The organism is Agrobacterium vaccinii, assembly GCF_021310995.1.
GTDB lineage: Bacteria > Pseudomonadota > Alphaproteobacteria > Rhizobiales > Rhizobiaceae > Agrobacterium > Agrobacterium vaccinii.
On record NZ_CP054150.1, the window covers coordinates 1,029,630 to 1,050,918 of the forward strand.

General features: G+C 57.5%; 21 protein-coding genes and 3 tRNA genes. 16 read left to right on the forward strand and 8 right to left on the reverse strand.

What is annotated here, in order from left to right:
• Positions 1-46: 46 nt before the first annotated feature.
• Both HRR99_RS05205 and uvrB read right to left on the reverse strand, forming a co-directional pair.
• Positions 47-997, reverse strand: a complete 951-nt coding sequence (locus tag HRR99_RS05205; RefSeq protein ID WP_233123027.1) for an alpha/beta hydrolase — start codon at positions 995-997, stop codon at positions 47-49.
• Positions 998-1,190: 193 nt separating this feature from the next.
• Complete coding sequence (gene uvrB / locus HRR99_RS05210; RefSeq protein ID WP_233123028.1) at positions 1,191-4,337, reverse strand: excinuclease ABC subunit UvrB; 3,147 nt, start codon at positions 4,335-4,337, stop codon at positions 1,191-1,193.
• Between the two features lie 248 nt (positions 4,338-4,585).
• Between uvrB and HRR99_RS05215 the strand changes: the two genes are divergently transcribed.
• From HRR99_RS05215 to HRR99_RS05225, 3 genes are read left to right on the forward strand one after another with little or no spacing between them, the layout of a single operon-like run.
• On the forward strand, positions 4,586-4,939 hold the full coding sequence (locus HRR99_RS05215) for a DMT family protein (protein ID WP_233123029.1): 354 nt from the start codon (positions 4,586-4,588) through the stop codon (positions 4,937-4,939).
• A gap of 13 nt (positions 4,940-4,952) precedes the next feature.
• Positions 4,953-5,762, forward strand: coding sequence for a cell envelope integrity TolA family protein (locus HRR99_RS05220; RefSeq protein WP_233123030.1), 810 nt, complete (start codon positions 4,953-4,955; stop codon positions 5,760-5,762).
• Positions 5,763-5,785: 23 nt separating this feature from the next.
• Positions 5,786-6,250 carry a GNAT family N-acetyltransferase gene (locus tag HRR99_RS05225; RefSeq protein ID WP_233123031.1) on the forward strand — a complete coding sequence of 155 codons (465 nt, stop codon included), beginning with the start codon at positions 5,786-5,788 and terminating at the stop codon, positions 6,248-6,250.
• Between the two features lie 72 nt (positions 6,251-6,322).
• Here HRR99_RS05225 and HRR99_RS05230 read toward each other — a convergent pair whose 3' ends face one another.
• Positions 6,323-7,291: a nucleoside recognition domain-containing protein gene (locus tag HRR99_RS05230; RefSeq protein WP_233123032.1), complete on the reverse strand. Its 969-nt coding sequence runs from the start codon at positions 7,289-7,291 to the stop codon at positions 6,323-6,325.
• Positions 7,292-7,410: 119 nt separating this feature from the next.
• On the opposite strand from HRR99_RS05230, the gene HRR99_RS05235 reads away from it, so the two are divergent.
• A complete protein-coding gene (locus HRR99_RS05235; RefSeq protein ID WP_111839667.1) occupies positions 7,411-7,863 on the forward strand; it encodes an Lrp/AsnC family transcriptional regulator in 453 nt (150 codons plus the stop codon).
• Positions 7,864-7,923: 60 nt separating this feature from the next.
• Here HRR99_RS05235 and HRR99_RS05240 read toward each other — a convergent pair whose 3' ends face one another.
• Both HRR99_RS05240 and HRR99_RS05245 read right to left on the reverse strand, forming a co-directional pair.
• Positions 7,924-9,342, reverse strand: coding sequence for a PepSY-associated TM helix domain-containing protein (locus tag HRR99_RS05240; protein ID WP_233123033.1), 1,419 nt, complete (start codon positions 9,340-9,342; stop codon positions 7,924-7,926).
• Between the two features lie 81 nt (positions 9,343-9,423).
• Positions 9,424-9,807: a DUF2946 domain-containing protein gene (locus HRR99_RS05245; protein WP_422387293.1), complete on the reverse strand. Its 384-nt coding sequence runs from the start codon at positions 9,805-9,807 to the stop codon at positions 9,424-9,426.
• A 209-nt stretch (positions 9,808-10,016) separates the two neighbouring features.
• On the opposite strand from HRR99_RS05245, the gene HRR99_RS05250 reads away from it, so the two are divergent.
• Positions 10,017-11,561, forward strand: a complete 1,545-nt coding sequence (locus HRR99_RS05250) for a DUF1800 domain-containing protein (RefSeq protein WP_233123035.1) — start codon at positions 10,017-10,019, stop codon at positions 11,559-11,561.
• A 4-nt stretch (positions 11,562-11,565) separates the two neighbouring features.
• Entirely contained in the window at positions 11,566-12,747 is a 1,182-nt protein-coding gene (locus HRR99_RS05255) for a DUF1501 domain-containing protein (RefSeq protein WP_233123036.1), read from the forward strand.
• A gap of 40 nt (positions 12,748-12,787) precedes the next feature.
• Here the strand turns inward: HRR99_RS05255 and HRR99_RS05260 are convergent, their stop codons facing one another.
• Together HRR99_RS05260 and HRR99_RS05265 are read right to left on the reverse strand one after the other, a co-directional pair.
• The gene (locus HRR99_RS05260) at positions 12,788-13,174 is read right to left on the reverse strand and encodes an acyl-CoA thioesterase (RefSeq protein ID WP_111839663.1); all 387 of its coding nucleotides are present in this window, start codon (positions 13,172-13,174) and stop codon (positions 12,788-12,790) included.
• A 37-nt stretch (positions 13,175-13,211) separates the two neighbouring features.
• Positions 13,212-14,093 (reverse strand): TrmH family RNA methyltransferase, encoded by an 882-nt coding sequence (locus tag HRR99_RS05265; protein ID WP_233123037.1) that lies wholly within the window; start codon positions 14,091-14,093, stop codon positions 13,212-13,214.
• A gap of 313 nt (positions 14,094-14,406) precedes the next feature.
• Between HRR99_RS05265 and HRR99_RS05270 the strand changes: the two genes are divergently transcribed.
• From HRR99_RS05270 to HRR99_RS05280, 3 genes are all read left to right on the forward strand, one after another.
• Positions 14,407-14,491 (forward strand) — tRNA-Tyr (locus tag HRR99_RS05270).
• 25 nt (positions 14,492-14,516) lie between these two features.
• Positions 14,517-14,590 (forward strand) — tRNA-Gly (locus HRR99_RS05275).
• Positions 14,591-14,816: 226 nt separating this feature from the next.
• A complete protein-coding gene (locus tag HRR99_RS05280) occupies positions 14,817-15,230 on the forward strand; it encodes a PAS domain-containing protein (RefSeq protein ID WP_112499229.1) in 414 nt (137 codons plus the stop codon).
• 351 nt (positions 15,231-15,581) lie between these two features.
• Here HRR99_RS05280 and HRR99_RS05285 read toward each other — a convergent pair whose 3' ends face one another.
• Positions 15,582-16,214: a TerC family protein gene (locus tag HRR99_RS05285; protein WP_112499230.1), complete on the reverse strand. Its 633-nt coding sequence runs from the start codon at positions 16,212-16,214 to the stop codon at positions 15,582-15,584.
• A 357-nt stretch (positions 16,215-16,571) separates the two neighbouring features.
• Between HRR99_RS05285 and tuf the strand changes: the two genes are divergently transcribed.
• The 7 genes from tuf (at position 16,572) to rplA (ending at position 21,273) form a co-directional block, all read left to right on the forward strand.
• The gene (gene tuf, locus HRR99_RS05290; RefSeq protein ID WP_111841877.1) at positions 16,572-17,747 is read left to right on the forward strand and encodes an elongation factor Tu; all 1,176 of its coding nucleotides are present in this window, start codon (positions 16,572-16,574) and stop codon (positions 17,745-17,747) included.
• A 144-nt stretch (positions 17,748-17,891) separates the two neighbouring features.
• A complete protein-coding gene (locus HRR99_RS05295; RefSeq protein ID WP_233123038.1) occupies positions 17,892-18,785 on the forward strand; it encodes an NAD-dependent epimerase/dehydratase family protein in 894 nt (297 codons plus the stop codon).
• Between the two features lie 128 nt (positions 18,786-18,913).
• A tRNA-Trp gene (locus HRR99_RS05300) sits at positions 18,914-18,989 on the forward strand.
• A gap of 185 nt (positions 18,990-19,174) precedes the next feature.
• Positions 19,175-19,375, forward strand: a complete 201-nt coding sequence (gene secE, locus HRR99_RS05305; protein WP_042618546.1) for a preprotein translocase subunit SecE — start codon at positions 19,175-19,177, stop codon at positions 19,373-19,375.
• 21 nt (positions 19,376-19,396) lie between these two features.
• On the forward strand, positions 19,397-19,927 hold the full coding sequence (nusG, locus tag HRR99_RS05310; protein WP_045232861.1) for a transcription termination/antitermination protein NusG: 531 nt from the start codon (positions 19,397-19,399) through the stop codon (positions 19,925-19,927).
• A 216-nt stretch (positions 19,928-20,143) separates the two neighbouring features.
• Positions 20,144-20,575, forward strand: a complete 432-nt coding sequence (rplK, locus tag HRR99_RS05315) for a 50S ribosomal protein L11 (protein ID WP_111841238.1) — start codon at positions 20,144-20,146, stop codon at positions 20,573-20,575.
• Between the two features lie 2 nt (positions 20,576-20,577).
• The gene (gene rplA / locus HRR99_RS05320; RefSeq protein ID WP_111841239.1) at positions 20,578-21,273 is read left to right on the forward strand and encodes a 50S ribosomal protein L1; all 696 of its coding nucleotides are present in this window, start codon (positions 20,578-20,580) and stop codon (positions 21,271-21,273) included.
• Positions 21,274-21,289: the final 16 nt, after the last annotated feature.

Genomic DNA, 21,289 nt, shown 5'->3' on the forward strand with positions numbered 1-21,289 from the left:
TTGGTTGTGTCGTTCAATCGTCTGTCATCGCTACGCGACTAAAAGATCATTCCCACTCCCCATCCACAAACTTCAACGCATCAATAATCGACACCTTCCATACATCCCAGACATGATCCCCATCCGTAATCCGCAGTTCGGATTTGCGGTTGTCGGCTTGCAGGGTTTCGTGGAGGGCGATGGCGCCGCGCCATAGGGAGAAGCCGTCGTCGTCGCCGACGGTAAGGTAGGTGGCGGGGAGGTCCTGTTTTTTGACGACGTGCTGGGCGACTGTCGTGAAGATGTTTTGCTCGTTGAAGCGTCGGGCGTCGAAGGGTGTGCCGAAGGAGCCGGAGAAGTGATCGCCGGTGGAGGGAAGCACGATGCCGCTGGTGATGGTGGTGCGGTCGATGCGGTGGAAGAAGGCACTGTCCTGGATGAGCTTCAGCTCGGCAGGCGTCTTGTCGAGATCGGTGGCGGGTACGTTTTGCCAGATTGCGCCTGAGAGGCTGGCGACCGCGGCGTACAGGTCTTCATGCGCATAGGCCAGATGCAGTGCGCCGAAACCGCCCATGGAGAGGCCAATGATGGCGCGACCCTGCCTGTCCTTGCGCACGGGCAGCGTCTTTTCCACATGCACCCGCAGATCGCCGGTCAGCGCTGTCTCGTAATTGCCGGGACCGCCGACATCGGCGGAATCCACATACCAACTGTTCTTCACGCCCGGCATGACGACGACCACGGGGCGGATCGCGCCTGACGCAATCATACCATCCAGTGTTTTTTCGATATTGCCGAGATCGCGCCAGCTGTTCTGGTCGCCGTCATGGCCGTGCAGCAGGTAGATCACTGGCCAGCCATTGTCCGGCGGATCGCCATCCGGGCGGTAGATGTTGACGGGCAGATCGGCGTTCAAGGCTTTGCTATGGAAGGTGGCATCGGCAAGAGTACCGGCGACGCTGCCGCCAGCCATCAAGACGAACGCCAGAAGAGATGTTGCGATGATCTTTACGCGCATTTTTTCCTGGCTCCCTCTGCCGGTTGCAATGGTTTCTCAACGCACTTTTTTGCGTGAGGTTCCGATTGGGGCGGGTCGTCGAGCCGGACCGTTCGCGCATCATCCGCAACGGGATGCAGAGGAAACGGTGCACTCTTTTGCGCTGGATGTGATGGAATAGCTTTACGGAGGGGTCTGAAGCGGAGCGGTAATGTTACCGCCCCGGTCTTCCGGTTTTGCCCTTGGTTCGGCCCTTGCGCTTCTGCTCGCCGGGGTCTTCATAGGAGCCGACGCCGACCTTGCCACGCGTGATGGGGCGGGGGTCGTCAGAACCCCTTACCAAGTCCGCCGATCCACTCGGCTTCGCAGCGCGGCGCGGACTATCCTCCCCCACAAGGGGAGAGGAAGAGCTGCGGCGCTCCGGCTGGCCTTCCAGAAGAGGAGCGAAGCGTTTGCCGTCTTCGCTCTTCGGCTTGGCCGGGGTTGCTCCCTTGACGGGTTTTTCCGTGCGGCCGACGGTCATCTCGTCGAGGCTGTTTTTGCGGAACAGGGGTTTTGCGGTGTCGGTGCCGGGGCCCATGTTGTCGAGGGTGGGTTTGGCGAAGAGGGATTTGGAGGTGCCGCCCTCGTGGTTCGAGACGGCCCCTTGGGCCTCCTCACCATGAGGGCTCATTGTTGCGCCGTCTTCACCATAAAGACTACCGGCACCACGGTCCTCATCCTGAGGCGCGGAGCCCGAAGGGCGGAGCCTCGAAGGATCCTTCTTTGTGCCCTTCTTGCCGCCACTCTCCAGCGACTTCGCCTCTTCCTTCGCAATCGGGTCGTCCATGGCGGCGAGTTCGGCGGCTTTGAGGCGTTTGATTTCGTCGCGGAGGCGGGCGGCTTTTTCGAAGTCGAGATCGGCGGCGGCGTCGCGCATGGACTTTTCCAGCGCGTTGAGGTGGGCCTGAAGATTGTTGCCGACCATGTGGCCGCCATCCGCAAAGCCCTTTCCGGATGCGCCCGATATATCGGCGCGGACGTGGTCGCGCTCGTAAACGCTGTCGAGAATATCCGAGATGCGGGCCTTGACGGACTCAGGCGTGATGCCGTGTTCGGTGTTGTAGGCCACCTGCTTTTCGCGGCGGCGGCTGGTTTCTTCCATCGCCCGCTTCATGGAGCCGGTGATGTTATCCGCATAGAGAATGACCTTGCCATCGACGTTACGCGCCGCACGACCGATGGTCTGGATGAGCGAGGTTTCCGAGCGCAGGAAGCCTTCCTTATCCGCATCGAGAATGGCGACGAAGCCGCATTCGGGAATGTCGAGACCTTCGCGCAGAAGGTTGATACCGACGAGAACGTCGAACGCGCCGAGGCGTAGGTCGCGAATGATTTCGATGCGTTCCAGCGTGTCGATATCCGAGTGCATGTAGCGCACGCGCACGCCCTGTTCATGCAGATATTCGGTGAGGTCTTCGGCCATGCGCTTGGTCAGCACGGTGACGAGGGTGCGATATCCAGCCTGCGCCGTCTCGCGAATTTCGCCCAGCACGTCATCCACCTGGCTGCGGGCGGAGCGGATTTCGACCGGCGGATCGATGAGGCCCGTGGGACGGATGACCTGTTCGGCAAAGACGCCGCCGGACTGTTCCATTTCCCAATTGCCGGGGGTGGCCGACACTGCGACCGTCGGCGGGCGCATGGCATCCCATTCCTCAAAGCGCAGCGGGCGGTTGTCCATGCAGGAGGGCAGGCGGAAGCCATATTCGGCCAGCGTCGCCTTGCGCCTGAAGTCGCCCCGGTACATGCCGCCGATCTGGCTGACGGAGACGTGGCTCTCATCGATGAACAGCAGGGCGTTGTCGGGGATATATTCGAACAGGGTCGGCGGCGGTTCGCCTGGGCTGCGGCCGGTGAGATAGCGCGAATAGTTCTCGATGCCAGCGCAGGAGCCGGTGGCCTCCAGCATTTCGATATCGTAGCGGGTGCGCTGCTCCAGCCGCTGAGCTTCCAGCAGGCGTCCGGCCTTTTCCAGCTCGGCCAGACGGCCTTTCAGCTCTTCCTTGATGGAGCGGATGGCACCATTCAGCGTAGGGCGAGGGGTGACATAGTGCGAGTTGGCGTAAATCTTGACCGATTGCAGATCGCCGGTTTTCTGGCCGGTGAGGGGATCGAATTCGGTGATCGAGTCGATCTCGTCTCCAAACATGGAGATGCGCCATGCGGCATCTTCCAAGTGGGCGGGGAAGATTTCGATGGTATCGCCGCGCACGCGGAAGGAACCGCGCTGGAAATCCATATCGCGGCGTTTATATTGCTGGGCCACGAGATCGGCCAGCAGCTGGCGCTGGTCCAGCCTGTCGCCAATCGCCATCTGGAAGGTCATGGCGGTGTAGGTTTCCACCGAGCCGATACCGTAAATGCACGACACCGAGGCGACGATGATGCAATCATCCCGTTCCAGCAGCGAGCGGGTAGCGGAGTGGCGCATGCGGTCGATCTGTTCGTTGATCGAGGATTCCTTCTCGATGAAGGTATCCGAGCGCGGCACATAGGCTTCCGGCTGGTAATAATCGTAATAGGAGACGAAATATTCCACCGCATTGTCGGGGAAGAAGTTCTTGAACTCCGAATAAAGCTGCGCCGCCAGCGTCTTGTTGGGCGCAAGGATGACGGCGGGGCGCTGGGTGGCCTCGATGACCTTGGCCATGGTGAAGGTCTTGCCCGAGCCGGTGACGCCGAGCAGCACCTGTGAGCGTTCGCCGGAATTGATGCCCTCGACCAAATCCTTGATCGCGGTGGGCTGATCGCCCGCCGGTTCGAAATCCGAGGCCATGCGGATGGTGATGCCGCCTTCGGATTTGGGCGGACGGGCAGGGCGGTGCGGCGTCCACATCTTGCCGTCCTTGAACAGCGGATTGCCGCTTTCAATTAGCGCAGAGAGCGCCTCGACGGTGGCGGTGACCGCGCCGGTGGCGAGGTTTTCGGCGTCCTCGAGGCTGACATCCATGCCCGCGACCGGATTGAGACCGGCGGCGGCGCGGGTTTTCGGATCGTTCGACGCACCGATGGACACGCCACGCGAGGTCTTCTGCGCGGTGGCCTTCTTGTTGACACTGCCGCTGCTCTTGGCCTTCTCGGCTTCCTCGATGGCTTGTTTGCGCGCCTCGATCTCGATCTTCTTGCGGTGCTTGCCCGCTTTCGACGCGACCTCGCGCTGGGTCTCCACCGAAGACGCTTCCGCCTCGGCCTCCAGCTGCTTCACCCAATCGGAAACGCTGCCGGGGAGTGGCGCGCCTTCAAATGGGGCTTGCGGCATTTCTGCGAAGCCATCGGAGCGGTAGGTTTTGTCGGAAGGTTTTTTCGGTGATCTGGCCATGGTCGGAATATGGAGAGAGTCCAGTTGAAAGTGAAGGGGCGGGGTCTAAAATATGAGTACAAACAGGAAACGTTGAGCGCGCCGGAACCAGTTGGAAAGTTTTGCGTTCTTCACGCGCCCTCACCACCCGGTAAAGGGCGCGTCAAAATCCTGTTCCTGTTTGCTGCGTCCTGCGTTAAGCAATGCGTCGCAAGCCGGAACAGGTTCCCTCTTGCACCAACATTCGCTCCCATTTTCAAAGGTCCGTCATGCCTTTTTCCATAACCCCTGCGCACATCTGGCCGGTCGTCATGCTGATTGCCTCGAATGTTTTCATGACCTTCGCCTGGTACGGCCACCTCAAGCACAAGGGCAGCCTGTTGTATCTGGCCATCCTGACGAGTTGGGGTATCGCTTTCTTCGAATATTGCCTTGCCGTGCCAGCCAACCGTATGGGCTCCGAGGTCTATTCGACGGCACAGTTGAAGACGATGCAGGAAGTCATCACGCTCACCGTGTTTGCGCTGTTTTCGGTATTCTGGCTGAAGGAAAGCCTGACGATCAACCATGTGATCGGATTTGCGCTGATTGCGTTCGGGGCTTCGTTCCTCTTCAAGTCTTAAGCAGGGCGTTGTTATGAATTCCAATCGGACCGCAGTAATTTCCGCTGCCTTCCTGATGGCGTTTCTTGGAGGCCAGTCGCAGGCCAAAGAACCAGATCCGCGCGTTTCTGCCGCGCTTGCTCCGCAAATCGCGTCCTGCTGGACCGTGGCGGCTGAACCGCCGGTGGTCCTACCGATTTTGAATGCTCAGCTTGAACGGGACGGATCGGTGAAGTCCGTCGTAGTCGCCAATCATTCAGAGGACCCCTCGTTCGCAGTCTATGCAGAAGCGGCGCGGCGCGCCGTTCTGCGCTGTGCGCCGTTTGATCTAGCGGAATTCGCGGATAGCTACGAAGACTGGCGCGAATTAACACTGAACTTCTCGTCGGATAATGGTTCTGAGCAATCCAAGCGGCAGAACAGGGAAACCGGCGTGACATCGCTGATGCCGAAGTTCAGCAGCGGTGGCAGGGTCGCCAACGGTATCGCGCAGCAGGCCACGTCATGGGACGGTCGTGAGACTATGGTCATGTTTATGTGCGTGCCAGAAGAAAAGCCAAACGGGTTCGCCATCGGTGTCGATTTCGGCGTAGGCCGCGATCAGACGCAGCCGCAAAACGTGACGATGATGTACGGCCAGACGACGGACAAGAGAAAGTACACGCGTGTCGCAGAGTATCTCGGCTTCGAGGGCGCGGTTGCAGCGAAGCATCTGAAAGCGATAGGCGATGCAAAAGGCTACCTTGAGTTTGCCAGCGAGAATGGGCATTCCGCATTTTTCAAGTTCGAAGACATGAAGAATGAATTGAGTCAGTTCCTCAAGCTGTGTGATTTGAAAAGCTGACTGTTCTTGTGATTGGATAGAAGATGATCGTGCGTTCCGCAGAGTTAGACGATGCCGAGGGCATGGCCGCCGTGCAAAACGAAATCTTTGCGGCAGGCCTGCGCAAGATGCCCACGGATGTCGCGACTGTACTGGCCAACTATCTCACGCCGGAGGACCGTATCCAGTGCACGGTGGCTGTCGATGATGAGGGCCGTATTCTCGGATTCCAGTCGCTGAGATTGGCGACGGCGGCTGGCAATCCCTATGGTGTCGAGCAGGGCTGGGGCATCATCGGAACCCATGTCAGCCCGAACGCTGCCCGCCAAGGCGTTGGTTCAGCCCTGTTTCTCGCGACATTAGCGGCTGCAAAAGCTGCGGGGGTCGAAAACATTGACGCGAGCATCGGTGCGGATAATCCGCTGGGGCAGGCCTATTACGAGGCGATGGGGTTTCGGACGTATCGCACGCCGGAGGGGCGGGTGTGCAAGTCCTATCGAGTGGAATGATGCTTGAGTTTACGGCTTGGATGACGTCTGAAAGAGCCGGGATTTTCCCCGCCCAACTATCCTTTATCCGCATTACGCCTCTCTCGCTTGCAATTTAAAGATGCGTGTGAAAAATGTTCTATCCGACAGCCTGTAGAGCAGAGCGGCAATCGCTGCCGTCGCGACCACGGCAAATACGACACGTCCGATGAGAATGCTGTAGATATCGGCACCGAGCGAGACCATAAGAAGTGTGTCCTCGATCACGCTGTGCGCAAACCCCATAAAGATGCAGGATAGAAAGATTTGGCGCGGGGATATCGCGCCGGATCTGGCTTGGCGGATGAGCAGGCCTGCGCCGTAGGAAATGCCCAGAAACAAGCCGATGGCCGTGAGATGGCTTGCTTCACCCTTGATGCCAGCAAGACGCAATACGGGTGCCAGAGCTGTCATCATCACCTTCATCAGTCCTATCGCTTTGAGGATTTCGAGGCTCCACGACAGGGCGAAGAGAATGACGAGCATGGAGATCATCGTCTCCAGGAGACCACGAAAGTACGCGGCCCAGTCGGGCGTCGCGCTCATCGGTATCCACGTTGGATTGACGGGGTCGGACAACCAGCCGGTGGCCTGCAAGAGATGATGCAGAAGAAACGCGTAGAGCAAACCACCCGCGATACGCAGTGTCGTTGTGGTGGTGAAGCCAGGACCGGCTTGCTGAATGATCTTTTGCTCGATCGGCAGGCCATGCGCAAACAGAATGAGCGCCGAGAATACCGTGACATCAGCAACACTCAGCGATGACGCCGAAACGAGCGTGAAAATGAGCGGGACAGCGCCCCATATCCCGACGAGCATGGCGGTCAGCCATGCCAAGCCCAACTCGGAAGGTAAGCCGATCAGGTTCATGACCGGCGCAAACGCTGGCGACACCGCTTCGATCGCACCCATGCGTGACAGAATTTCCGTGATGATCGCAATAGGAATCGTGATCCGAATAAGCACCCAATAAATCGCAAGTGTGTCGCGTGTATTTTGCAGGAACGTCATCAAAAACTTCATGGAGGACTCCTCTTCGTCGGTCTCCATCTGCTAGCGCGAGCCGTTTCGAATTTATGGTCAAAGATTGCATTCTCTTGCAATTTTATTGCAAATTCGAACCACTCGGATATTTTGTCTCTATGGACGGTATCGATCGCAAACTTCTGAATTTGATGCAGCGTGATGCTTCGCGCACGAATATCGATATGGCCGATGAGGTAGGATTGTCACCTTCCAGTTGCCTGCGCCGCATGCAGCGGCTGCGTAAATCGGGCGTGATCGATCGCATCGTCGCGATCCTCAATCCCGCCAAATCCGGGCGCGGTATAAAGGCGCTCGTTACGGTGGAGCTGAAGTTGCATGGCGAGCAGCATATGCGCCGCTTTCTGGACATCGCGTCTAAAGAGGAGGCCGTTTCACAAGCCTATGCGGTGACTGGTGAAACGGACGTCGTTCTGATGTTGCGCTTGCGCGATATGGAGGAGTTCGATGCCCTCTGCGACAGGCTTTTCCGCGATCAGACGAATGTCGCGCGCTTCTTCACGATGATCGTCATCAGAACAGCAAAAGAGGAGACGGCCATCCGGCTCTGAGGGGGGATGCCGTCTCGACCTGTGAAGGCAAGGTGCCGGGATCGCTCCCGGCTTCCGTTTTCAAACTGCTCTCTGCTTACTCACTCTCTGCACAATCAAATCAAGCACCAGCATCACCAGCAAACTCACGCCGACCAACGGAAAGATCACGCCGCCAATGGCGAGCAGGGCGATCAACCCACGCAGCACGCGTTTTTCCTGTGGCAGTGGCGGTACGCCGAGAGAACCCTTCGGGCGGCGTTTCCACCACATGATGCCGCCGGAGACCGCGAGGAGAATGATGCCGAGACAGGCGAGGGCGAGGATAATCTGGTTGGCCAAGCCATATTGCTGGCCCATATGGACGTTGATGCCCCATTCCAGACCTTTGCCAAGCGGGCCGTAATCGGCATAGCTCATATCGATCAGCGGTTCGCCGCTATATTGATCGAGATGGACGACGCGCTGTTTCGACAGATCATCGGGGTAGACAGAGCCGCTATAGACGCCGGTGGGTGTCGTCGGCAAGGCCACGGTGTAGCCGGGCTGGAGACCGAGTTCATTGAAGCGGACGACGGCGGTGTCGATGTCGATAGGCTGTTGAATCGGATCGCCGTCCATTGGCGGCATGGCATCGCCCATATCCATATGCTGGCCGTGATCATGGGTGCTGGACTGCGGTATCTGCGCTTGCTCGAGCGACCATGACGTTTTGGCCACGTCGTTCAGATGCTGCCCGGACATGGGCACATCGGTACGCACACCCGCCGGATATCCGAAATTGCTGCCATTGGCCCATTCATTGACCTTGGCGCCCCACACGCCGGACCATGGCATGCCGGTGATGGCGAGGAAGACAATGAATATCCCGACGAATATGCCGGTTACGGCATGGGTGTCGCGCCAGAACACGCGCTTTTTTGGCGTGCCGCGCACGGTGATGACGCCGCCCGTCTGCTTGCGTGGCCACCAGAGATAGATGCCCGTTGCCACGAGGAGGATGGACCAGCCAGCAGCGATCTCGATGAAATAACGGGCGAAGGTTCCGAAATATTTGAGGCTATGGATGTAACGGATGGTCCACATGACGGTGCCGCGATCCGGCAGGGAACCCAGAGTTTCGCCTGTATAGGTGTTGACGTAAACGGCCCGCTTGCCCTCCGCCGTATTAACGGTGATCTCCGTTGAAGCGCCGGGGTCGGTGGGGGTGGTGTATTTGACGGCGGTGCCGGGAACGGTAGCCAGTGCCGATACGATGATGGTGGATGGACTCGCTTGTACGGCATTCTGCACCGCTTCGATACGTTTCAGATCAGCATGGACAACGCCGTCGATCTCATCCTTGAAAAGATACAGTGCACCGGTGATGGCCAGTGAAGCCAAAAAGGGCAAAACGAAAAGACCGGCATAAAAATGCCAGCGCCAGACGGCGCGATAGAGATTGATGGAAGAGGATTGCGCAGGTGCGCGCACCGCTTCGGAAGAAGCTGTCACGGACATGGGATGTCTCCGCAAGACGATGAGGTTGCGGCTGCTAGCGCGTTGGCCATGGTGGCGCAACGGCGTGTGGCCGGATGATTCTCATATTTGCGGGAGAGAGGGAGGTCCGCGCGGTTGCGAATCCCGATTTATCGTCAGGGGTGGGCTTGCGGCAGCATGGCCGAAGAAGGTGATTTCAACCTTTGGAGCATCGTTGCCGATGAGTTCGATTGGCGTGACCAGTAGCGCAGCGGCAGATGTAGAAGCCAGACGGCAGAGCGTGCCGCAGCAATTGTTGGCCAGTTTACCCGCCGGGTCCTGCTTGCCGGATATGCCTTCCGGTAGATGACTGGAACAGATGATCCCATCCGCTTCCAGTGCCAAGGCAGCCATGCTTCCGTTGGTTACACCATTGGCGAGGCCTTGCAGGAGAAACAGCAGAACAGCCAGCATGGCGATGGCGCCAGCCGAACTTTTGTCCTGCATGATCTTGCGTAAGAACCTCATGCTTCGTGACGTGCCACAGTTTTTCCGCATTGTCACTGCGACAGAGTGCGCTTTTCCTGGCTTTCCGGCCCATGCTGCCGGCGAATTACAAATTGTCCATGTCGGGAAAATGCCATGATCCGGCAACTTTTTTGCCCGATTTGGCGAGGATTTTCATTGCCATCTTCAAGTTGGCAGGAGTGGCTGAAATGGCTCCTTTTTCTCCAACGATGGCGGCGATCCGCTATGGTTACGGGCTCTCGCCCGGCCAGGTACTCGACCGGAATGCAGATGATCTATTGGTACAGCTTGCCGACGCGCCTCTGAAGGAGGCGTTCTTTCCCGTGGGCGGCGCATTCGAGGCGCGCCAGCGCTCAGACGATCTCGCTGATAGACTGATCGCGACCAGTGCACGCAACAACGGTGGCGAGCTGGATCGTGATGGCCGCAAGATCATACAGCAGAAGGCCGAGCAAAGCTTCCAGCGGGACAGTCTGGCGCGGGTCATGCAGGCGGTGTTTTCGCCCTATGGCTTCCACGAACGCCTCTCGTCTTTCTGGGTGGACCATTTTTCGGTCAATGCCCGCAAGGCGGTGCCGATGCGGCTGATAACCCCTCTTTATGAAGTCGAAGCGATCCGTCCTCATCTGGCAGGTACATTTCGCGATCTTCTACAGGCCGCGGTTCTGCACCCCGCAATGCTGATTTATCTGGACCAGAACCGCTCGGCGGGACCGGAATCAGCCGCTGCCGAAAAAAACAAGCGTGGCTTGAACGAAAATCTCGGTCGTGAATTGCTCGAACTCCACACCATGGGTGCAGGCAGCGGCTATACGCAGACGGATGTGCGCTCAGCCGCACTTGTTCTGACGGGTATGACGGTGGATGACCGCAATGAAATGCTGTTCCGCCCCGGCATGGCAGAACCCGGCCAGATCAAGGTGCTGGGCGTGTCCTATGGCGGAAATAAGCGCACTGCCGATGATTGTCTCGATATGCTGGACGATCTGGCGACGCGACCGGAAACCGCCATTCACGTCTGTCGCAAACTGGCAGCGCATTTCATCGCCGATGACGTGCCAGCCGATGTGCTGACGGCAATGGTGGATGAGTGGAAGGCAAGCAAGGGTCACCTCGTCAAAGTCTATGCCGCTATGCTCAACCACCCCAGGGCGTGGGCCGAGCCGGGGCGAAAAATGAAGCTCCCATTCGATTACGTTGTGTCGGGCCTGCGCGCCCTCGGCATAACGCAAAAGAATTGGCAGAGCCGAATGTCTCCAGCCGGTGACGATGATGTCGCGCAGTCCGCGACCGGCATGCCGCCAGCGGTGAAGGATGAGGCCGCAACTGCCATGAAGGCAGATGGCGACCAGATGACGATGGACAAACCTGCCACCGACATCAAGTCCGCGACCGGGCTTATGCAACCACCTAAAGCCAAGCAAAGCCTTGCACGGACGCTGACGCTCGCTTCGCTGCGGCGCATGGGCCAGCCTGTTTGGCAACCGCCAAGCCCCGCTGGGTTCGAGGAGGGTGTGGCGTCATGGCTTTCACCCAGCCAGATGAGCGAGCGGATTTTCTGGGCCCGCAAAGCATCGCAGTCACTGGGCGGTGATATGGAGCCGAAACGGCTTCTGGAGGTCGCCATGGCCGATATGGCGCGTGACGATACGATCCGCGTCGTCAGTCAGGCTCCCAACCGTGTGAGCGGCATGACGCTGGCGCTGTCTTCGCCCGAATTCAACAGGAGATAGGATAATGGCCTTCTCTCAGGATATGATTATCAGTCGCCGCAGTTTTCTGGCCACCGCCTGTTGCGCCGCTGCTGCGCCGATGTTTTCACCGGTCAGTTTCGCCGCCATGCCCGGCGACAACCGGTTCGTCACCATCGTTTTGCGTGGAGCGATGGATGGGCTGGATCTGGTTCAGCCCTATGGCGACACAGCGTTTTCAGGCTTCCGTCCCACTTTGGCGCTGACGCCGGACACTGGCCTGATCGATCTCGACGGTCATTTCGGCCTCAATCCGGCGGCCCAAGCCTTGATGCCGCTCTGGCAGGCGAAGGAGCTGGCCTTCATTCATGCCGTTTCGACGCCCTACCGCGACCAGCGTAGCCATTTCGATGGCCAGGATATGCTGGAAAGCGGGGCAGAGCACGTGCATGGTGAGCGAACCGGCTGGCTCAATCGCGCGCTATCGGCCATTCCTCGATCCGAAGATCGAAAGGCAATCGATATCAACACGTCCATGGAGCTGATTCTCTCCGGGCCGAACGACGCGGATGTCTGGGCTTCGACATCCAACATGACGATGGGCGCGGATGACGTCGCGTTTTTCAAGCGGCTCTACGCCAATGATGCGGATTTCAACCGTGTGCTGGCGGAAGCGTTGCGCACGGACATGTCTGCCGAGCAACTGTTTCAGGATGAAAAGCGCGGGCAGGGCATTCGCGATTTCGCGAAGCTCGCCGGTGGTTTGCTGCGGGAGGATTACCGAATCGCCAGTTTTTCCGTCGATGGATGGGATACCCATGCGGGCCAAAAAGGCCAGTTTGCCCGCACGATCAAAGACCTGACGATTGCGCTGACCACGCTCAAGGATGCGCTGGGGCCGGATGTCTGGAAGAAAACCGTCGTGCTGGCGATGACGGAATTTGGACGCACTGCCCGTGAGAACGGCACGGAGGGCACAGACCACGGCACCGGTGGCGCTGCCATTCTGGCCGGTGGCGGTATCGATGGCGGGCGGGTGCTGGGCAATTGGCCCGGACTTGGCGATGGCAAGCTGCTTGATGACCGGGACCTGATGCCCACGGGTGATGTGCGGGAACTGGCTGCCGCTATGCTCTATCGCCAGTTCGATGTCGGCAGTGAAGCGTTGACCAACGGCGTATTTCCGGGCCTCAGCTTCGACAGGTCATCATCCTATCTGAAGGTATGAGTGCGAACGCCATGGCAGATCGCCACGGCGCTCGTGTCCATCAGGCGCTGATGATGGGCCTCGGCTTTCCTTCGTCGTCCATCGCCACCATGATAAAGGTGCCTGCCGTGACCTTTTCCAAAGCGTCGTAACGCGAACGCTGGGCCCATGCTTCCACGGTCAGTGTTATGGAGGTGCGGCCGACGCGGGAAATATCGGTGTAGATGGAGAGCGTGTCTCCGATTTTGACCGGCAGTTCGAACGCCATTTCCTTTACCGCCGCGGTGACCACGCGACAGCGGGCACGTTCAGCGGCCCTGATGCCGCTGGCCAAGTCCATCTGAGACATCACCCAACCGCCGAAAATATCGCCTGCCGGATTGGCATCTGCGGGCATCGCGAGCGTGCGAAGTGTGAGTTCACCGGTGGGCTTGATCTGTTCTGGCATTGTGGCTCCCTATGAAAATGCAGCGATGAAAAGAAAATCAGGTTTTGGGTAAAAACTGGCGGGTGGCGTAAAGCGCGATGGCTGCGGCGTTCGAGACATTCAGCGATTTGATTTCGCCGGGCATATCGAGTCGTGCCAGCGCTGAAACGGTCTCGCGCGTCTTCTGCCGTAGTCCCTTGCCTTCGGCTCCCAGCACCAGAGCGATCTTCTCGCCTTGAAACGTTTCTTCAAGAGGCGCGGGGCCTTCCGAATCGAGACCTATGGAGGTGAAGCCCAGCTTGTGAAGTTCGCCCAGTGCGTCTGCGAGGTTCGTGATCTGGATATAGGGAATCAATTCCAGCGCACCGGAGGCCGATTTGGCCAGCACGCCTGATTCTGTCGGGCTATGGCGCATGGTGGTGATCAAAGCGCCCGCGTTGAAGGCAACGGCGGAACGCATGACCGCGCCGACATTGTGCGGGTCGGTGACCTGATCCAGCACCAGAATGAGGGGGCTGTCTTTCAGCGCGGAAAGCCTGCGAACGGGCAGGGGTTTCGTTTCCAGCATCACGCCCTGATGGATGGCGTCGGGGCCCAGAACCTTGTCGATATCCTGCGGCGAAACCATCTCGACGGGGAAAGGCTGTTCTTCCGCGGTGCCGATTTCCAGACGCGCCAGCGCGTTCAAGGTAACGGACAGTTTGACGATCTGCCGTTCCTTGTTTGCCAAGGCGGCGCGCACCGTGTGCAGGCCATAAAGATGCACCTGATCAGGCGCCAGTTGCGGTGCCTTCCAGTCCTCGCCGCCTTTCGGCTTGCGCTTCTGGAAAGCTGGCGTTGGTATTTCGCCACGTTCTCTCTTGGCATCGCGCACCTGGCGGCGCAGCGTTGCATAGTGAGTGTCGCGGGTGGATTTTTCGTTGGGATCGTCTTTGCTCATGGGGCCTTATATCTCCGGCGTCGCTTTCGCACCAGTACCCTCAAACGCCCGACGCACTTTCCTTTCTCCATAGTGCTGCACGTCGTTTTCCCTTTTCGCCGACTGTCATGTTGAAAGTTGAGGCTCTCTCACCTGGGATGCTGCGGTAATCCACAGGCCTATGACTCTGTTCGAATTTTTCGTGATTTTTCGACACACATCGTGTTGACAGACGCGGCGAGGGCAGTCATATACGCGGCCACAGACGACGAAACGGCAACACGCCGGGCCGGAAATCTGACGAAGCTTGGTCGCTTGATCCTCGCAGAATACTGGAGGAATGCCCGAGTGGTTAAAGGGGACGGACTGTAAATCCGTTGGCTCAGCCTACGTTGGTTCAAATCCAACTTCCTCCACCATTCTGCACGGATCGAAACCACCACCGCGGGTATAGCTCAATGGTAGAGCAGCAGCCTTCCAAGCTGAATACGCGGGTTCGATTCCCGCTACCCGCTCCATCTCCACCAAGCAGTGTACCGTCCGCCGCACACTTCAGTTTGTGGCTTTCTGCTTGCTTTGGCACGACATTTGGTCGTGATCAGCGGAATTGACAAAAATCAATTATCTGCGTGGAACCATTCTGCAATCACTCTGTTTGAGCGAAAACACAGTTTTGCCTTATTGTGCGGTCCTCTGATACCGCATAAGGTGGTTTCGCGGTTTAGAGTAAACCCTGGATTGAGAATGCCTGATAACACACCCATTCAGCGCTATGTCGCAATGAACCTCGGTGGATTTTATGTCTGGGATGTCCAGCAAAACCTCTTTTGGGCGGATGAGGTCTTCGCCAAAATCATGGGTTTTACGCCAGAAGAACTGGATGGCGGTCTGCCGGTAGAGCGCATGATGCCGATCATCCACGAAGACGACCGGCTATATGTCGCGGAAGGCATCAAGAATTCCGTCCTGGCTGGCGAGGCCTTCGAGATGGTTTACCGCGTGCGCCGGGGCGACGGATTCGCAAAGATCACCGAAATCGGAAAATGTTACCGCCATGTCGATGGTGTGGCGACGCTGTTCAGCGGTGTTGTCTTCGATAGCCCTGCCTCATCCACCGCAGATGCATCAAATGTGAACGTGCCGATATCAACGCCATGAGCGTTCAGGCTTTATACCGTCACGTATAACGTTCCCAGCATAAGCAGCGTGAGAAAAGCCGCGCTTACAGCGACGCCGAATTTAAGTTGGCGAAAACGGCGAACACGTCCGCCGGACCAGTCATAAGCCATTGTTCAGATAACCTTTGTAGTTATTTCTTATATCTAAAGTAATGGGTCTCTAAGCTTGCCCGTGGCTTACTGCAATCATGAAAAGGTATAGGCGAGTTTTACGACTTGCGGTCGGTGCCGTGGTGATTTGTCCGTGCGAATAATTTTGCGCTGGGTCGGGCAATAAAAAACCCGGAGATTTTGATGATCTCCGGGTTCCAAGAAGCGTCATGCTACCAGTTTAGCTGAAGTAGGGCTGTATGTAAGGCCAGACCTCGACGAAGCCATGATAAAGCATGTTGCCAGCGACATAGACGATGACGGCGAGGCCGAGATACGAAATCCACTGGTAGCGATGCAGCAGCTTCGCGACGTAGTTTGCGGCAAGGCCCATCAAGGCGATGGAGAAGATCAGGCCGATGATGAGGACGGTGATGTGGTCCTGCGCAGCACCTGCCACAGCCAGAACGTTATCCAGTGACATCGATACGTCGGCAATGACGATTTGAACCGCCGCCTGGAAGAAGGTTTTGTTTCCCTTCGTCAGATCGGCATCATCATTGGTGGCGTGGCCGTCTGCGTTGTTGCTTTGCGAACGCAGCTCTGTCCACATTTTCCAGCAAACCCATGCCAGAAGAAGTCCACCGAACAGCTGCAAGCCGACGATGGCGAGCAATTGTACTGTTACGGCAGCAAAAGCTATGCGCAGAACGGTGGCAGCGATGATACCGACGAGAATAGCCTTGCGGCGAAGTTCTGCGGGGAGGCCGGCAGCGGCAAGGCCGATGACGATGGCATTATCGCCCGCAAGAACGAGGTCGATCGCGATGACCTGAAGAAATGCCGTAAAACCGGCAGCAGTAAAAATTTCCATGGTAGATCCCGAAGCGGATTCGAATGGGTGCCGTGGGAGAAAGCGGCGTCAAAGGCGATGTGTGAATACCGGCATCGAGGCAGCCGGCGGCCTGTCCCCACAGGCTAATCCTGCTGTCAATATGTCATGAATCACATCTTCGTAAAGAGCGCGTGTGGCTTAATGCGCTGTTACACCAGACGATGTGGCGTTGATAATAAGAAATACGCACACCATATGAGGCTCATCACGTCGCTTTTCCCGGCTCAACATACACACTTGCAATTAAGTCTTGCGCATTCGCGTGCAAAGCCTTAAACGGCGACACCAAACCGGTTCGCCGGGGAAACGACTTCACGTTCACAGGAAGCAATTCACATGGCAAAGAGCAAGTTTGAGCGCAATAAGCCGCACGTCAACATTGGCACGATCGGTCACGTTGACCACGGCAAGACGTCGTTGACTGCTGCGATCACGAAGTACTTCGGCGAGTTCAAGGCGTACGACCAGATCGACGCTGCACCGGAAGAAAAGGCCCGCGGTATCACGATTTCGACGGCCCACGTTGAGTATGAGACACCTGCTCGTCACTACGCGCACGTCGACTGCCCCGGCCACGCCGATTACGTGAAGAACATGATCACCGGTGCTGCCCAGATGGACGGCGCGATCCTGGTTTGCTCGGCTGCTGACGGCCCAATGCCACAGACCCGCGAGCACATTCTGCTGGCTCGTCAGGTTGGCGTTCCTGCGATCGTTGTGTTCCTCAACAAGGTTGACCAGGTTGACGACGCAGAGCTGCTGGAACTTGTAGAACTGGAAGTTCGCGAACTTCTGTCGTCCTACGACTTCCCAGGCGACGATATTCCAATCGTCAAGGGTTCGGCTCTTGCTGCTCTTGAAGACAGCGACAAGAAGATCGGCGAAGACGCCATCCGTGAGCTGATGGCTCAGGTTGACGCCTACATCCCAACGCCTGAGCGTCCAATCGATCAGCCGTTCCTGATGCCAATCGAAGACGTGTTCTCGATTTCCGGCCGTGGTACGGTTGTGACGGGTCGCGTTGAGCGCGGTATCGTCAAGGTTGGCGAAGAAGTCGAAATCGTCGGCATCAAGGCAACATCGAAGACGACGGTTACCGGCGTTGAAATGTTCCGCAAGCTGCTCGATCAGGGCCAGGCTGGCGACAACATCGGTGCTCTCGTTCGTGGCGTACAGCGCGATGGCGTTGAGCGTGGTCAGATTCTTTGCAAGCCAGGCTCTGTCAAGCCGCACAAGAAGTTCATGGCTGAAGCCTACATCCTGACGAAGGAAGAAGGCGGCCGTCATACGCCGTTCTTCACGAACTACCGCCCACAGTTCTACTTCCGTACGACTGACGTGACCGGTATCGTTTCGCTTCCAGAAGGCACGGAAATGGTTATGCCAGGCGACAACGTCACCGTTGAAGTCGAACTGATCGTTCCGATCGCGATGGAAGAAAAGCTGCGCTTCGCGATCCGCGAAGGCGGCCGTACCGTCGGCGCCGGCATCGTCGCTTCGATCGTCGAGTAATCATTTCCCGCAAGGGATATGGAGAGCCCCGCTGGAAACAGCGGGGCTTTTTTTGTTTGCGCGCACGAATATCCCGCGTGGCCTTGTGCGTTTCCATTAAGCCCTTACCTATGGGGCCGATTTCATGACCCGGAGGAGAAAATCATGGCAAAGCGCATTCTGTTCACAGGCGGCTCTGGCAAGGCTGGCAAGCACGTCGTGCCGTGGTTGGTCGCTAAGGGATATGAGGTTCACAATCTCGATCTCGTCCCGCTCGATAGCCCGGGTGTTACGAACTTGATTGTCGATGTCACCGACAGTGGACAAGTGTTCAATGCGCTGTCCATGCATCGCGATTTTCCTGATCTGGAGACGGGTAGGGGCGTTCAGCCCTATGATGCCGTGGTGCATTTCGCCGCCATTCCGCGCATCCTCATCAAGCCTGACAATGAGACATTCCGCGTCAATACCATGGGCACTTATAATGTCATCGAGGCGGCAGTGAAGCTCGGCGTGCGCAAGATCATCGTCGCGTCTTCTGAAACCACCTATGGCATTTGCTTTGCCGAAGGACACCGCGATTTCCACCAGTTCCCGCTGGAGGAAGATTATGATGTCGATCCGATGGATTCCTACGGCCTGTCCAAGGTCGTCAACGAAAAGACGGCGCGCGCATTTGCGGAACGCTACGGCGCAGATATCTATGCCCTTCGAATCGGCAATGTCATCGAGCCGCATGAATACGACAAATTTCCTGCCTTCTTTGCCGACCCGGAAACGCGCAAGCGCAATGCCTGGAATTACATCGATGCCCGCGATCTTGGGCAAATATGCCATTTGTGCATCGAGAAAGACGGTCTGGGTTTCCAGGTCTTCAACGCCGCGAACGACACCGCGACGGCCAATGTGCCCAGCAAGGAACTTGCTTCGCGCTTTTTCCCAAATGTGCCGTTCACGCGCGACATTGGCGAGCATGAAGGTCTCTATTCCAACCGCAAAATCCGGGAGGTCCTGGGTTTCAAGGAGGAGCACGATTGGCGCAAATATGTGAAAGCGTGAGATAAAGGGAATTCGAGGGAGTGGCGTTGGAAAAAATGAAAAACACCCTTGCCATTCTTTTCCGGGCACTTTAAAGAGCGGCATACCGACTTGGGGGACACGCTTTATGTCTCTGGTGTCGGTGTCGTAGGGGTATAGCTCAGTTGGTAGAGCGGCGGTCTCCAAAACCGCAGGCCGTGGGTTCGAGCCCCTCTGCCCCTGCCATTTCTCATCAGCAAGCGCGTGGCATCGCTGCATGGCAGATGAGGTGCCGGTTTACCGGTGAAATTCGCCGAATGTCGATTTGCCCTTGTTAAAAGGGGAATCGGCGTTTATGTAGGTCAAAACAGACACGCGGTGTGTGGGGCTGATTAATTCGGCTTTACGCGCCGTAATTGCGTGGGCAGTCAATGGCATCCAAAACCAATCCGTTTACGTTTCTGCAGCAGGTTCGCGCCGAAGCGTCGAAGATCACTTGGCCGTCGCGCCGCGAGACCATGATTTCAACGGCGATGGTGCTGGTGATGGTCATCTTCGCGGCACTGTTCTTCTTTGCGGCTGACCAGCTCATCGGCTGGTTGCTCAGTCTCGTTCTGAGCGTCGGCCGATAATAGAGTGAGCGGAGAGTAAAGATGGCAGCGCGTTGGTATATCGTCCAGGCATATTCGAACTTCGAAAAGAAGGTCGCCGAGTCGATTGAAGAAAAGGTCCGTCAGAAGGGCCTCGATCATCTATTCGAGAAAATCCTCGTGCCGACCGAAAAGGTTGTCGAGGTGCGTCGCGGTCGCAAGGTCGATAGCGAGCGTAAGTTCTTTCCGGGTTACGTGCTGGTTCGCGCCAACCTGACGGATGAGGCCTATCACCTCATCAAGAACACGCCCAAAGTCACGGGCTTCCTGGGTTCGGATAACAAGCCTGTTCCGATCCCTGATTCTGAAGCCGACCGCATTTTGGGTCAGGTTCAGGAAGGTGTCGAACGTCCGAAGTCTTCGGTTTCGTTCGAGATCGGCGAGCAGGTTCGCGTTTCCGATGGTCCTTTCGCGTCGTTCAACGGCGTCGTTCAGGATGTCGACGAAGAGCGGTCGCGCCTCAAGGTGGAAGTTTCCATCTTCGGTCGCGCTACCCCCGTCGAGCTGGAATATGCGCAGGTCGAAAAGGTCTGACGATATCATGAAGGGCGCTAAGGCGCTCTTCAACCAATACATCAGCAAGCGTGAGCAAGTGATTGTTCTGCCCTGATGTGGATGCGACTGATGTCGCATAACGCGTGGAAGATCGCTGGCTCTTAGCCGGGGCAGGGATCGCACCACGCAACCGCAGCCGCCGATTATATCGGCATGGGAGCCGGGCAACCGGTTCGATTTGAAAGGCAGAGAGATATGGCTAAGAAAGTTGCAGGCCAGCTCAAGCTTCAGGTCAAGGCAGGATCGGCAAACCCGTCCCCGCCAATCGGCCCGGCGCTTGGTCAGCGTGGCATTAACATCATGGAATTCTGCAAGGCGTTCAACGCCGCTACGCAGGAAATGGAAAAGGGTATGCCGATCCCGGTCGTCATCACCTATTACCAGGACAAGTCCTTCACGTTTGCTATGAAGCAGCCGCCAATGACCTATTGGCTGAAGAAGGAAGCAAAGATCACCTCCGGTTCCAAGACACCTGGTAAGGGTGCCAAGGTCGGCTCGATCACCAAGGCTCAGGTCAGAACTATTGCCGAAGGCAAAATGAAGGACCTGAATGCAGCCAACATCGAAGGCGCAATGGCAATGGTTGAGGGCTCTGCCCGCGCCATGGGCCTGGAAGTGGTAGGTTGATCATGGCAAAGCTTGCAAAGCGCGTACAGAAGATCCGCGAAGGCGTTGATCCAAAGACACTTTACGTCCTGACCGACGCCATTTCGATGGTTAAGGAACGGGCTGTCGCCAAGTTCGACGAAACCGTTGAAGTTTCCATGAACCTCGGTGTTGACCCACGTCACGCTGACCAGATGGTTCGCGGCGTTGTCAATCTGCCAAACGGCACAGGCCGTGACGTTCGCGTTGCTGTCTTCGCTCGTGGCGCCAAGGCTGATGAAGCCAAGGCTGCCGGTGCAGACATCGTTGGTGCAGAAGACCTGCTGGAAATCGTTCAGGGCGGCAAGATCGACTTCGATCGCGTCATCGCCACACCTGACATGATGCCACTCGTCGGTCGCCTCGGTAAGGTTCTCGGCCCACGCGGCATGATGCCGAACCCCAAGGTCGGTACGGTTACGATGGACGTTGCTGGAGCTGTGAAGGCTTCCAAGGGCGGCGCTGTTGAATTCCGCGTCGAAAAGGCCGGTATCGTTCATGCTGGCATCGGTAAGGCTTCCTTCGATGCCAAGGCGCTCGAAGAAAACATCAAGGCTTTCGCTGACGCCGTCATCAAAGCAAAGCCAGCCGGTGCGAAGGGCAACTACGTCAAGCGCGTAGCGATCTCCTCGACCATGGGTCCAGGCGTTCGCATCGAGCCTTCGTCGGTCACTGCATAATCATTCGCCGCGCTTC